Genomic DNA, 13807 nt, shown 5'->3' with positions numbered 1-13807 from the left:
AAATTCAAATATATATATTTTATACTTTTTTTAAGGAATTATAACGGATTATAAATATCTATAATTGTATTTTTGATATAGAAATAGTAACAACGATAGAAATAGCTTCGGGAATGGGATTATTAAGAACCATATTAATTATTTTACTTTTTTGGTTTGGCTTTAAAATTTTGGCTCGTTTATTTGCTCCATTTTTTTTGCGTTTTGTAGCTAAGAAAGCCGAGCAGAAGTTTGGCCAACAGTTTGGTGGTTTTCAAAACCAAGCGCAGCAACGCAAGGCACAAAAACAAAGAGAGGGCGAGACCGTTATAGATAAAATGCCCAATCAAAATAAAAAATCTAACGAAAAAGTTGGTGAATATATAGATTACGAAGAGCTGGATTGATTTAGATAAGAAGTAATCACTGTTTTTACCAAAAAAATAACTACTTTTCAGAATCAATTATTAGCAAATTTCATGTCATTTTCTTTTAAACGTTTTTTGCCGCATGTCCTTGTAATATTAGGTTTTGTGGCACTATCATTAGCATATTTTAGTCCTGTTTTACAAGGCAAAAAGATTTTTCAAAGCGATATCATGCACTATATTGGTATGGCAGAGCAACAAAAGGATTTTGCTAAAGAAACTGGCGAAGAAACCTATTGGACCAATAGTGCTTTTGGTGGTATGCCAACCTATCAACTAGGCGCAAAGTATCCTCATAATTATATTAAAAAATTAGATTTAGCATTACGTTTTTTACCTAGACCAGCTGATTATTTATTCTTGTATTTTATTGGCTTTTATATTCTTTTACTTTCGTTAAAGGTTGATTTTAAGCTTGCGGCACTGGGTGCATTAGCATTTGGTTTTTCGACATATCTTATTATTATATTAGGAGTAGGTCATAATTCTAAGGCTCATGCGATTGCCTATATGCCCATGGTTTTAGCTGGAATTCTATTAACTTTTAGAAAAAAATATATTTTAGGATTTTTGCTTACAATAGTTGCATTAGGTTTAGAAATTGTTGCTAATCACTTTCAAATGACCTACTATTTACTTCTTTTAGTTATAGTGCTAGGTTTGGTTTATTTGTTAGATGCTTACAAAAAAAAGCTTTTACCACATTTTTTTAAATCAGTGGGTTTATTGTCCGTAGCTGCTATAATTGCAGTTGGTCTTAATGCCACAAATATTATGGCAACTCAAGAGTATGTTAAGGAAAGTACACGTGGTAAGAGTGAGCTAACTATTAATATAGATGGTTCTGAAAAAGAAGCTTCATCTGGACTTAATAAAGAATACATAACAGAATATAGTTATGGTATTACCGAAACCTTTAATTTATACATACCAAAATTTATGGGTGGCGGAAACTCTGAAAATATTGGTAAAGATTCTGAAACTTACAGGAGTTATGTAAATCTAGGAGCTTCACCTTTAGATGCTTTGGATCTTTCTAAAAATGCGCCTATGTATTGGGGAGATCAACCTATTGTAGAAGCACCTGCTTATGTAGGAGCCGTAATCATTTTTCTTTTTGTATTAGGCTTGTTTTTAGTTAAGGGAAGATTAAAGTGGTGGTTGGTTGCTGGTGTAATCTTATCGTTGCTTTTATCTTATGGCAAAAATTTAGGGTTTTTGACAGATTTCTTTATTGATTACGTGCCTTTATATAACAAATTTAGAGCAGTAAGTTCTATTCAAGTTATTTTAGAGTTATGTATTCCTGTACTAGCAATATTTGCTTTGGTACGTTTATTTAATGATTTTCAAAAAGATGAAGATAAATTAAAAGCGCTCAAATATGCTGTAGCTATTACTGCAGGTTTATGTTTAGTTTTCTTATTATTTAAATCCACATTATTTGATTTTAAAAGTTTAAGAGATGAAGGCATTCCAGAAGCATTAGTAGATGCTTTTATAAGAGACAGAAAGGCCTTATTTACAGCTGATACTATTAGAACCTTAGTTCTCGTCTTACTCTCTGGAGGAACAGTTTATTTCTTCTTAAAGAAGAAGTTATCCGAGAATTTAGTTGTTATTGTATTTACTGTGCTTATTTTATTTGATTTGGTTTCCGTAAATCGAGAGTATGTTAATAATGATAATTTTGTTTCGGCTCTAAATGTAGATAAACCTTACCAAGCTAATCTAGCAGATAAAGAAATCTTAAAGGACAAGGAACATTTCAGAGTTTTAGACATGTCTTCTGAAGGTCAAAGAAAGCCTGGTAGAGCTGCATACTTTCATAATTCATTATTTGGTTATCATGCCGCAAAAATTGGGCGTTATGATGACTTAATGAATTTTCATGTTTATAATAATAACATGAATGTCTTAAATATGCTTAATACTAAATATATTATTGCTGAAGACCAAGGTAGAATATTCCCATATAATAATACTGAAGCTAATGGTAATGCTTGGTTTGTAAGTGAATTAAGACAGTTGACAGATGCAAATTCAGAAATAAAAGCATTAGATAGTTTAGATAATAAAAACGTTGCAATTACTACAATGTCTCATTGGGATAACGAATCACAAGTATCAAAGTTTGTTATTGATTCAACAGCTTCAATTAAATTAAAAGAGTTTAAGCCAAATTATTTAAGCTATGAATCTAATAATACAAATGATGGATTCGCAGTATTTTCTGAGATCTATTATGGTGAAGGCTGGAATGCTTATCTTAATAACGAATTAGCACCTCATATTAGAGTGAATTATGTGTTACGAGGTATGGAAGTACCTAGAGGTAAGCACATTATTGAATTTAAGTTTGAACCACAAGTTGTTGCCACTGGTAGTAAGATTGCTCTTGCGAGTTCTGCTATATTTGGGATACTTTTTTTACTAGGAATATTATATTCTTTTAAAAAGAAAAGTGATTAATTGTCATACCTGTGTAATCAATATTCTAAGTTATACACATTGAAGGAGGTTTCTGTTTTACAGGATTTAAGAAAAAATGATTAAAAGGAAAGTTCTTATCATATGCTATTATTGGCCACCGGCTGGAGGTCCTGGTGTACAGCGTTGGTTGAAGTTTGTAAAGTACTTGCCAATATTTAATGTAGAGCCAATTGTCTATTGTCCAGAAAATCCAAATTACCCTATTATTGATAAGAGTTTAGAGGCTGAAATTCCCGAAGGAGTTACAATTATTAAACAGCCCATTAAAGAACCTTATGGTTTGGCAAGTCTTTTTTCAAAAGGTAGTTCTAAAAAAATAAGTTCTGGGGTTATTTCAAAAGCTAAGAATCAATCTTTAATAGAAAAGATTATGCTTTATATACGTGGAAATTTTTTTATACCAGATGCGCGTAAAAATTGGATAATACCATCAGTGAAATTTCTCTTACCTTATTTAAAAGAGAATAAAATAGACACTATAATTACAACAGGTCCACCACATAGTCTTCATCTTATCGGGTTAGACCTAAAAAAAAGAACAGGTGTTAATTGGTTGGCAGATTTTAGAGATCCATGGACCACGATTGGTTATCATAAGGCTTTAAAATTGAGTAAATCGTCAGAGGCAAAACATAATTATTTAGAATCTAAGGTTTTGAATACCGCAGATCATATCGTTGTAACAAGTAATTATACCAAAAATGAATTCTTAACTAAAACTAAAAAGTCAATTTCTGTTATTACAAATGGTTACGACTCGCATTCTATTAGAGTAGAAGGTAAGGATGAGAAATTTACATTAGCACATATTGGGTCTTTACTTTCTCAGCGTAATCCAAAAATACTATGGGAAATACTTTCAGAATTGATAGCAGAGAATGATGAATTTTCAAAATCCTTTCAATTAAATCTAATTGGTGTAGTTAGCAATGATGTTTTAGAATCTATTTATGATAGTGGATTAAAAGATTATTTAAATATTATGGGTTATGTAAACCATGATGATGCACTTAGGTCTCAAATGAAATCCCAAGTATTACTTTTAATAGAAATAGATTCAGAAGATACTAAAGCAATAATACCGGGTAAAATATTTGAATATTTAATTTCAGAAACGCCTATTCTTGCTATTGGCCCAGATGGATCAGATGTTGAAAAAATTATTAAATCTACTAATACGGGATCATATTTTAATTATAAGAATAAATTAAAGTTAAAGGCCCAGGTTTTAGCCTATTTTAAAGCTCATGTTAGTGGTAACTTAAAAGTTAATGCCATTGGTTTGGATCCATATAGTAGAAAGACACTAACAAAAAATCTAAGCGAATTGATACATCGTTTATAAATATTATTAGCTTAATAGTTGTATTTTGTAAATCATGGGCATCGTATTAAATCAATCCTTTAAGAATACTATAACCACTTACACAGGTTTTGGGATTGGTGCAATTAATACGCTTTTTCTTTATACTAATTTTTTAACCGATGAGTATTTTGGATTGGTAGCATTTTTGTTATCTGCCGCTAATATTATGATGCCTTTTATGGCATTTGGTGTTCATAACGCGATTATTAAATTTTATTCCTCTTTTAAAACAAAGCATACGCTTAATAGCTTTTTAACTTTAATGTTATTCTTGCCATTAGTTTTTATTATACCAACAGTGTTCATTGGCTTAACTTCTTACGAAACTATAGGTAAATTACTCGCTACGCAGAATGAAATAGTTAATACCTATGTTTGGCATATTTTTATTTTGGCTATTACTATGGCCTATTTTGAAATTTTCTTTGCTTGGTCTAAAGTTCATTTACTTACAGTATTTGGTAATACAATGAAAGAGGTGTTTCATCGTATCTGTATAATGGTTTTATTATTTTGTGTATATATCGATTGGTTATCTGTAAATCAATTTGTTTTAGCATTAGTTTGTGTATATGTTTTACGAATGGTTATAATGATGTTGTATTCATTCTCTAAACGTTTTCCAAAATTAGTATTTCAAAAATTAGATAAACAAGTACCCATTCTAAAGTATGCCGGATTGATGATTATTGCAGGCTCTGTAGCTACATTGATTTTAGATATTGACAAGTTTATGATAGGTTTAATGTTAGAAAACATTGAGCAAGTGGCCTATTATAGTGTTGCCATATTTATCGCTACCGTTATTGCTGTGCCTCAACGAGCAATGCATCAAATAATGATGCCATTAACTGCCCAATATTTAAACGAAAATAACAGATCAGCTTTAGAGCATCTATATAAACGTAGCTCCATTAGTTTATTAGTAATAAGTGGCTTTATCTTCCTTTTAATTCTTTTAAATATAAATGAGCTCTATAAAATAATACCTCAGGAGTTTACAGGAGGTCTTTTCGTAGTTATTATGGTAAGTTTAGCTAAGTTATATGATAATAGCTTAGGCAATAACAATGCAATTTTATTTAATAGTGACTATTATAGAATGGTGCTCGCTTTTGGAGTGTTTTTAGCTCTCGTAGCTATTATCTTTAATTATATTTTCATACCAATTTACGGAATAGAAGGTTCTGCATTAGCAACATTTTTGGCAATGGTAATTTACAATACAATAAAAATAATTTTTGTTAAACAGAAGTTTAAGATGCAGCCATTTTCTTGGGCATCTCTAAAGATTGTATTAGTCTTAATTTTTATGTCTTGCCTAATGTACTTTTGGGATTTTCACTTTCATCCAATTGTAAATATTATTTTGAAATCTCTAATAATTGCAACCTTTTACTTTGTGATCATTTACAAACTTAATGTTTCTAAGGATATTTCTAACCTAATACAAAAGCGCCTGAATCTATAGATAATTATAGAAATGAGAACTCCCGTAAGGTGCTCTGAGGCATACGTCTTACGGGAGTTCTACTAACCAACCAAAAAATCATTTTATATTTTATCCTCTTGTACGTCTGGTGTTAGACCTTGTAGATTTTTGATTACTTTTTCTACTTGTATTAGATCTAGACGATACTGAAGATGTCTTTCTTTTATTCTGAACAGTACTTCGTTTATTATTACTCTGCGAGCTTGTTCTATTATATGTACGAGATTTAGTCGCTTTTGGTTTCCTAACCGAAGTATTTTTTGTTCGCTCTACTTTATTAGACACAGAATTTCTGGTTCTGGTCACATTATTATTAGGTGCTCTATTAGTTCTTACTGTACTTGAGCGTGCAGTTCTCGTTGGAGTCGACACTCTGTTGTTAGATCTAGTTTCAGAACGTCTCGTTGTAGACTGTCTGTTATTAGTATTTGCGTTACGATTATTAGCCGAACGCGTTACACTAGTTGAACGTGTAGTTCTTGTCGGAGTCGAAACTCTTGAGTTAGAAATTCTTCGTGTAGAGTTATCAGCGATTCGCGTAGATCGTGTTCTTGTAATTTCCGTATTTCGGCGCGTTACTGATCTTTGTATATTTCGCTCACTTCTATTTCTAGGAGTTTGTGCATATCTCTGGTTAACTCTTGCACTTCGTCTTCCAACAGTGTTGTTACCACGTCTACCATTTAATACATTAAAGTTTCTAACGTTATTTCTATAAGGTCTATAGTATATATGTCTTACAGGTGTATAAAATTGTCTGTATGGGTTTCTATTTATTACACAGAAATTCACATTAGGTACTGCATAGAGCCTGTGCCATGGTCTGTAAACATAACCTCTGTTGAAGTTATTAATAAATCCATCATATCTCCAAAACACATTGTTTCTGTAAAATACATTAAGGCCTCCGATTCTATTGATTCTATTGAATCTGTTATATGTGATAAAAATATCTCCAATTTGATTAACTCTACCATAATAATCATAGAATATTGGTGTATTTTCAATTTGAATTATTGCTCCGAAGCTATCATATTGAACGTAAGGATTATAATCGTAACCTGAGTTAAAGCTTAGTCTAAACCCTGGTGTATTGATACCAACATTGACATCTGGTCCATAGTTTGGTAAATAGAAGTCAAATTGACCATCTCTGTAAACAGAAAATTCAATTCCGGCTTCATTAAATATGAAAGAATTATTATAACCTCTCACATAGTTATTAATTGAAGCATCTGCTTCTAAATTAGTGTTGGTTGTTGTAGCTGTTGCGGTAGTACTAACTAGCACTAAACTTGCAATTATAAACAGTATCCGTTTCATAGTTAAAGGGTTTTAAATTAAATACACTTAGTATTAAGCAAACAGTGTGCCAAAAAAACCAATAATTATATAAATTACTGATATACAATGATTTAAAATCTATTTTTAGAAATTAAAACAACCGTAAATAATTTCTATCTTTAAAGTCTTATTATTTAGATTACCATTATAATATATTGTTTGAGTAATGATCATCTACATTCGTTAGAATTAATAAATATCTTTTCATTTAAATCTTTATTAGTTAAAAATCCCGGAGTTAGTTTTGCTGTAATAGCTATAATAGGGTTTACTTAAAAAACCCTATGTGACTTGGGGAAGCACCTAGGGTTTCTAATTTCCATTAAAGTTCATTTAATGGGCACTCAAAATAATTTTTGTATTAAGATTTTATTTTCTTCTGTTTTTTCAGTTTTCCATTCTTCTTGTAGTAATAAAGATCATCTTCATAATTAGAATGATTATTACTATGATTTTGGTTATAGTCACTAGTTCCACAAAAACTACATCCTTGATTACTTAAGTTCACTGAACCACTTGTTCTAATAATTTCTCCGTATCTGTTATACATAATTCTTAAACCACCAACTTGCTTTAGTTGTGCTCTTCTGTAGCTCATGTAAACTGAACCAACTCTTTTTATTCTACCTCTACTATCATAGTTTATAAATACATTACCAATACGTCTTACTCTTCCTAATCGATCGTGCGTTACTAAAACTCCTCTATTAGAAATGCCGTAAGTATGACTTGGAGCACCAAGTGTTCTATTAATACTTCGTCTACTTCTACTTTTAGAATTCCTATGATAAAAGTTGTTATTGCCTTGATTCGCTGGTAATAATTCTGTATTAAAATCAAAGCTACCATCAGTAAAGATTAAGAATTCTACACCACGTTCTACAAACAAAATTGGTTGTTGAGAACGAAAGCGCTTATTGTTAAAATCTTCCCCAATTAAAACAGCATCTCCTGCTGTTGATCCTGTGGCAGATGTTAATCCTAGTAACACCATTACCAAAAAAAGTACTTGCCTTTTCATAATTTATAGGTTTTTAGATTTGCCAAGTCACTAACTCATTTAGGACTTTTAGCTTGTATTATAAGTCATTAGTATTCAATTAGTGTGCCATCAATTATAATTGATTAATATACAGTGATTTAAGTAGTATTTTTAAAGGTCCTATGTAACAAATTTTAAGGTAAATCTTCGTTTAATTAAGAGACAGTATTATAAATTTCAGTATTTTTAAGCTTGTATAACCACCAATTATGAATAGTAAGAAAGCAAATTGTCAGAATTGTGAAAAACCTTATGAAGAGGGGTTTCAGTTTTGTCCAAATTGCGGACAGAAAACGAACGATGAGCTAACTATTGGTGTATTGTTTTATAACACCATTAGTAATTATTTTTCTTTTGATGCCAGATTTTTAAAAAGCTTTATCCCTTTAATGTTTAGACCAGGCTATTTAGCAAAAGAGTTTGTTAAAGGAAAGCGCTTATTGTTTTTGCATCCAGCACAGATGTATTTGTTTGTTGCAGTTATCTTCTTTTTTATTTTTAATTTTTACGTTAGAGATAGCAGAGCCACTTTGGATGAAGAGATGAAAAGTGTTGTAGAAAATAGAGGTAAACGAAATAATAAAACTTCATTAAATGATAGTATTATAAAAGATTCTATTCAATTAGATAAAATTTTAAGGCCCATTAAAGACAATAAAGAGCTTCTCGGTCTTAATGAAAAAACAATCAAAGAATTAGATTCTTTATCTAAAACAAAAGTGCCAAAGAATAATATAGGAACTTCATACAATTTTAATGAAGCAAAAATAGACTCACTAATTAGCATAGGCGCTGCTGATGAAGAGCTTTATAGAGCTATGGGTATGTCTGATGATGCAGGATACTTTAACCGTAAAATTTATACTCAAGCCCTTAAATTTTACAAGACTATGGGACTTGGACAGGTGTATCAAACTTTTATAGATAGTATTCCTTTGGCTATGTTTTTTTTATTGCCAATTTTTGCATTTATTTTAAAGTTATTCTTTTTTAGGAAAGGAAGGTACTCTCATCATTTGGTATTTAGTTTTTACTATTTTTCTTTTTTATTTACAGTATTTAGTATTGTTTTAGGCACTAATTATTGGATATGGGATATACCAGATTGGATTGATGTATTAATAGGATTATCTACTTTTTTATATCTATTTTTTGCCATTGTTAAATTTTATGGACAAAACTGGTTTTTTAGTTTTGTTAAAACAGGTATGACTACTTTTTTGTTTTTAATGCTAGTACTGCCTTTATCGTTTTTTATATTAGGATTTATAGCATTTTTATTTTATTAGTCTTGCAGCATAGTAAGAAGCGTATAACCTATTAGTTTTCCTTTTTTATTATAAGATTCTGAGCGTACTAAGCCAATATTTTCTGCATACCATTCTTTAGAAGCACTTTTAATACGAACTACCATTTTTGTGCTAATTTTTTGTGAAATTACAACACAGTCAAAACTACCAGCTGGCGTAGTTAACTCTTCGCGATTTTCTACCTCTCGTTCTGTAATATCAATAGTCATATTAAACGAAATAGGACTATCAGTGCCTGCTTTAATAGTTAAATTACCATCCTTTAACTTAGTGCCAGTGGCAGAATCTAATGAAGGTAAGTCTAATTTAGACGCATCAACCTCTAAGGCCATATCCTTATACTGTTTAAGTTGGTTACCGTCCATTTTAAAATCCATATCAATGTCAAAAACACCATCAATACATTTTGCGGTAAATTCACCTTCAAAAACTAGCTTATCTTTTTTGTCATAAGATTTAGAATTAATTGTAAACGTAGCAGAATTCCCTTCTACTATTTTATCAATCACTTCATAACTGGTTTTACCAGTCACTTTGCCTTTACCAGTATAGTTAGTTAATTCCCATTGTGTACCCTTTTTGGTTGGTATGTAAGGTTTGCAGTCATTTTGAGCAAAACCGCCGTTTAATGAGATAAGAAATATTAAAATTGAAGTTAATGTTTTCATTTTGTAAAAAATTGATTAATAGCTAGTTAAATATACAAAATGAAATTGAGCTTCATAATAGAGTTTATTAAAACTTAAATTTATAAATCTTATTAGGTTTCGGCATGCCAAATAGGAATATTTAAAAATTCACTTATAACATAGGCATCACTTATAATGGATTTTAGACTTCCATGATCGATAACGTTAGTTCTTAAGCCATCCTTTAAGACTAAATTAAGCTCAAAACTGCCATAAGATCCATTTTTACTACTTATCGATTCTCCTATAATTTGCAGTGCTACAATAGATTTTAGTGCAATACAATTTTTGGTGTTTAATTTGACTTTATATGCTTTATAATAGTAGCCTAAGTTTTTATTAAATATCCTTGGCTTGAACAGTCTAAAACCAATATATGCACCAGCAAAAGAAAATACTAAACCTATTGCTAGTGTAAAAAAATTTGAAATTGAAGGGGAAGAAAATAAACCCTTATAGTTAACGAAATTAAAAAATACCAAAGCTAAACCAACTATGAAAAAGATGGAAACAAATAAAATCCCTCCAAAGGATGGATTATATCTAATTATGGAGTTGTGACTTTGCTTAAGAACATGTGTTTGAAAATTTGTACCGCCTGAAACTAATGGTGAAGTAGAAACTTGCTTTTTCAATAAAGACTTAGTGAAATCTACATTATCGAGTGATACGAAGGGTGCTACTACTTGTTTTTGTTTCTTTTTTGGAAGTTCCATTCACTATAATTTATCTTCTAAATATTTACCAGTTACAGAATTTTTATTCTTAACAACGTCTTCTGGTGTTCCGTAGGCGACTAAATGGCCTCCATTTTTACCACCTTCTGGCCCTAAATCAATTATATAATCTGCACATTTAATTAAATCAATATTATGCTCAATTACTATAATAGAATGCCCTTTTGCAATTAATGCTTTAAAAGATGTTAATAATTTCTGAATATCATGAAAATGTAAACCAGTAGTTGGTTCATCGAAAATAAAAAGTGAATTATTGCTCTTACTTCCTTTACCTAAAAATGTTGCTAACTTTATTCGTTGTGCTTCTCCGCCAGAGAGAGTAGAGGAGGACTGACCTAATGTAACATATCCTAATCCTACATCCTGAAGTGGTTGCAATTTACCTTGTATTCTTCCTTGCTTAGTAGTTGTAAAGAATTCGATAGCATTATCAATTGTCATATTTAAAACATCATCTATAGATTTACCTTCAAAATTTACTTCTAAAACTTCTTTTTTAAATCGTTTGCCACTGCAAGTATCACATGTTAAATGCACATCGGCCATAAACTGCATTTCTATGGTTACTTCACCTTCACCTTTGCAGGTTTCGCATCGTCCGCCATCAACATTAAAACTGAAATGCTTAGCAGCATAATTTCGGATTTTACTTAGTTTTTGAGATGCAAAGAGTGCTCTTATATCATCATATGCCTTTATGTAGGTTACAGGATTAGATCTAGAGGAACGACCTATTGGATTTTGGTCAACAAACTCAACATTCTGTATATTACTATGATTACCTTTCATTTCAGTAAACTGACCAACCTTATCACTAAAACCTGTTAATTTTTTTTGTATCGCAGGAAATAATATCTTTTTTACTAATGTACTTTTACCACTGCCAGAGACTCCTGTTATAACGGTTAGCATTTCTAAAGGAAATGTAACATCGATATTCTTAAGGTTATTTTCTCGAGCACCTATGATATCAATTTTGTATTTTGAAGTCTTTCGTGTTTTAGGTACTTCAATTTCTAATTGGCCGTTGAGGTATTTAGCTGTTAATGTATCTGAATTTAATATATTTTTAAAATCACCCACAGCTACGACCTCGCCACCAAATGTGCCTGCTTCTGGGCCTATATCAATAATCTCATCAGCAGCTTTCATAATGTCTTCATCATGTTCTACTACAATGACAGTATTTCCTAAATCTCTTAAAGATTTTAATACATCGATTAAACGCTCTGTATCCTTTGGATGAAGACCAATACTGGGTTCATCTAGTATATACATAGATCCAACAAGACTGCTACCAAGTGAAGTTGCTAAATTTATACGTTGACTTTCACCACCAGATAGTGTATTAGATTTTCTATTTAAGGTTAAATAGGTCAATCCAACATTAGAAAGAAACTCTAGTCGTGTATTAATCTCTGTTAATAGACGTTTAGCAATTTTTGTGTCATATGTATTTAGTTTTAAATCTTTAAAAAACGTAGTAAGTTCGTTAAGCGGTAAATCTACTAAGTCAGTTATTGTCGCATTATTAATTTTAACATACGAAGCCTCTTCCCGTAAGCGCTTACCTTTACATACATTACATTTAGTCTTTCCTCGATAGCGAGACAACATAACACGATTTTGAATTTTATACGCTTTGGATTCTAATTCTGAGAAGAAACTATCGAGCCCTTCAAAATATTGGTTGCCTTTCCAAACTAATACTTTGTGTTTATCACTTAACTCAAAGTAGGGTTTGTGAATTGGGAAATCAAATTTGTGAGAATTGTTAACCAATTGATCTCTGTAAAAACTCATGCTTTCACCTCTCCAAGGGAAAATAGCATTTTCATATACTGATAAAGCTGTATTAGGAATTACTAAATCGTTGTCAATACCAATTACATCTCCATAGCCTTCACATTTAGGACAAGCCCCATAAGGATTATTGAAACTAAACAGATGTGCGTTTGGCTCAAGGAAAAGCATATTATCTAATTCAAACTTGTTATTAAATGTTATTAGTTTATTGTCTGCTAGGTTTTCTATAATACATGTGCCTAAGCCTTCAAAAAAGGAAGTTTCAATTGCATCGGCTAAGCGATTTAAAAAATCTTCGTCATGTTTATAGACTATTCGGTCCACAACTAAAAATAAATTTGCATTTGAGTCTATGGCTTGTTTGAGTGCATCATCGATTCTTACGACGTCATCTTTTATTTTAATTCTTGCATATCCTTGTTGCTGTAAGGTTTGCAGTTTATTCTCTATTGTTCTTCCTTCTTCTAAAACAATAGGAGACAAGAGCAATAATTTTGACCCTTCTTTATATTTTGAAATATGATTTATGACATCTGAGACCGAATGTTTTTTTACTTCTTCACCAGAAATTGGTGAGTAAGTTTTACCAATTCGGGCAAATAATAATTTTAGATAATCATAAATTTCTGTTGTGGTGCCAACTGTAGATCGCGGATTTGTAGAATTTACCTTTTGTTCTATTGCAATAGCTGGTGCTATACCTTTAATATAATCTACTTTGGGTTTATTTAACCTTCCTAAAAACTGACGTGCATAACTCGACAGACTCTCAACATAGCGCCTTTGGCCCTCTGCATACAAGGTGTCAAAGGCTAAACTCGACTTACCAGAGCCAGACAACCCTGTAATAACCACTAACTTATTCCTTGGGATCACAACATCAATGTTCTTTAGATTATGCAGTTTTGCACCTTTTATGATGATGTTTTCTTTAGGGTTAACGTCTAAAACAGTAGTGTTCATAGGATATCTTAGTATATAATTTTGCAAAGATACTATAACTATTTCATCTATTAAAGGAACATATTATCCGATAAAATGTTAAATTTTACTAGTTTTCTTTGTTTTTTCGGAATGATTGTTGTTATATTGTCATTATAATCATAAAAAAATTCTGC

Annotated in this window: 10 protein-coding genes; 5 read left to right on the top strand and 5 right to left on the bottom strand. The window is 31.0% G+C overall.

What is annotated here, in order from left to right:
• Nucleotides 1-113: 113 nt before the first annotated feature.
• The 4 genes from ACFWU4_RS13715 to ACFWU4_RS13700 all read left to right on the top strand — a co-directional run bounded on the left by ACFWU4_RS13715 (nt 114) and on the right by ACFWU4_RS13700 (nt 5737).
• Nucleotides 114-386, top strand: coding sequence for a DUF4834 family protein (locus ACFWU4_RS13715; protein WP_411128839.1), 273 nt, complete (start codon nt 114-116; stop codon nt 384-386).
• 72 nt (nt 387-458) lie between these two features.
• Nucleotides 459-2879 (top strand): hypothetical protein, encoded by a 2421-nt coding sequence (locus ACFWU4_RS13710; RefSeq protein WP_411128837.1) that lies wholly within the window; start codon nt 459-461, stop codon nt 2877-2879.
• Between the two features lie 76 nt (nt 2880-2955).
• Entirely contained in the window at nt 2956-4245 is a 1290-nt protein-coding gene (locus tag ACFWU4_RS13705; RefSeq protein ID WP_411128835.1) for a glycosyltransferase, read from the top strand.
• Nucleotides 4246-4279: 34 nt separating this feature from the next.
• A complete protein-coding gene (locus tag ACFWU4_RS13700) occupies nt 4280-5737 on the top strand; it encodes a polysaccharide biosynthesis C-terminal domain-containing protein (protein ID WP_411128833.1) in 1458 nt (485 codons plus the stop codon).
• A gap of 90 nt (nt 5738-5827) precedes the next feature.
• On the opposite strand, the gene ACFWU4_RS13695 is transcribed toward ACFWU4_RS13700, so the two are convergent.
• Together ACFWU4_RS13695 and ACFWU4_RS13690 are read right to left on the bottom strand one after the other, a co-directional pair.
• Nucleotides 5828-7081 (bottom strand): hypothetical protein, encoded by a 1254-nt coding sequence (locus ACFWU4_RS13695; protein WP_411128831.1) that lies wholly within the window; start codon nt 7079-7081, stop codon nt 5828-5830.
• A gap of 382 nt (nt 7082-7463) precedes the next feature.
• Nucleotides 7464-8123 (bottom strand): hypothetical protein, encoded by a 660-nt coding sequence (locus tag ACFWU4_RS13690; RefSeq protein ID WP_411128829.1) that lies wholly within the window; start codon nt 8121-8123, stop codon nt 7464-7466.
• A 230-nt stretch (nt 8124-8353) separates the two neighbouring features.
• Here ACFWU4_RS13690 and ACFWU4_RS13685 point away from each other — a divergent pair, with 230 nt between their 5' ends.
• Complete coding sequence (locus ACFWU4_RS13685) at nt 8354-9433, top strand: DUF3667 domain-containing protein (protein ID WP_411128827.1); 1080 nt, start codon at nt 8354-8356, stop codon at nt 9431-9433.
• Here ACFWU4_RS13685 and ACFWU4_RS13680 read toward each other — a convergent pair.
• The 3 genes from ACFWU4_RS13680 to uvrA form a co-directional block, all read right to left on the bottom strand.
• Nucleotides 9430-10122, bottom strand: coding sequence for a hypothetical protein (locus ACFWU4_RS13680; protein WP_411128825.1), 693 nt, complete (start codon nt 10120-10122; stop codon nt 9430-9432). The two genes, ACFWU4_RS13685 and ACFWU4_RS13680, sit on opposite strands and share 4 nt — an antisense overlap.
• A gap of 92 nt (nt 10123-10214) precedes the next feature.
• Nucleotides 10215-10859, bottom strand: coding sequence for a hypothetical protein (locus tag ACFWU4_RS13675; protein ID WP_411128823.1), 645 nt, complete (start codon nt 10857-10859; stop codon nt 10215-10217).
• Between the two features lie 3 nt (nt 10860-10862).
• Nucleotides 10863-13652, bottom strand: coding sequence for an excinuclease ABC subunit UvrA (gene uvrA / locus ACFWU4_RS13670; RefSeq protein WP_411128821.1), 2790 nt, complete (start codon nt 13650-13652; stop codon nt 10863-10865).
• Nucleotides 13653-13807: the final 155 nt, after the last annotated feature.

The organism is Winogradskyella sp. PE311 (assembly GCF_046545555.1).
GTDB lineage: Bacteria > Bacteroidota > Bacteroidia > Flavobacteriales > Flavobacteriaceae > Winogradskyella.
Note: the sequence above shows the minus strand (reverse complement) of the source record. Positions and strands in the feature narration are given on the sequence as shown.

Bases quoted from the DNA above. Each gene is read 5' to 3' on its own strand.
- ACFWU4_RS13715 (WP_411128839.1), top strand. From the start codon at position 114: ATGGGATTATTAAGAACCATATTAATTATTTTACTTTTTTGGTTTGGC.
- ACFWU4_RS13710 (WP_411128837.1), top strand. From the start codon at position 459: ATGTCATTTTCTTTTAAACGTTTTTTGCCGCATGTCCTTGTAATATTA.
- ACFWU4_RS13705 (WP_411128835.1), top strand. From the start codon at position 2,956: ATGATTAAAAGGAAAGTTCTTATCATATGCTATTATTGGCCACCGGCT.
- ACFWU4_RS13700 (WP_411128833.1), top strand. From the start codon at position 4,280: ATGGGCATCGTATTAAATCAATCCTTTAAGAATACTATAACCACTTAC.
- ACFWU4_RS13695 (WP_411128831.1), bottom strand. From the start codon at position 7,081: ATGAAACGGATACTGTTTATAATTGCAAGTTTAGTGCTAGTTAGTACT.
- ACFWU4_RS13690 (WP_411128829.1), bottom strand. From the start codon at position 8,123: ATGAAAAGGCAAGTACTTTTTTTGGTAATGGTGTTACTAGGATTAACA.
- ACFWU4_RS13685 (WP_411128827.1), top strand. From the start codon at position 8,354: ATGAATAGTAAGAAAGCAAATTGTCAGAATTGTGAAAAACCTTATGAA.
- ACFWU4_RS13680 (WP_411128825.1), bottom strand. From the start codon at position 10,122: ATGAAAACATTAACTTCAATTTTAATATTTCTTATCTCATTAAACGGC.
- ACFWU4_RS13675 (WP_411128823.1), bottom strand. From the start codon at position 10,859: ATGGAACTTCCAAAAAAGAAACAAAAACAAGTAGTAGCACCCTTCGTA.
- uvrA (WP_411128821.1), bottom strand. From the start codon at position 13,652: ATGAACACTACTGTTTTAGACGTTAACCCTAAAGAAAACATCATCATA.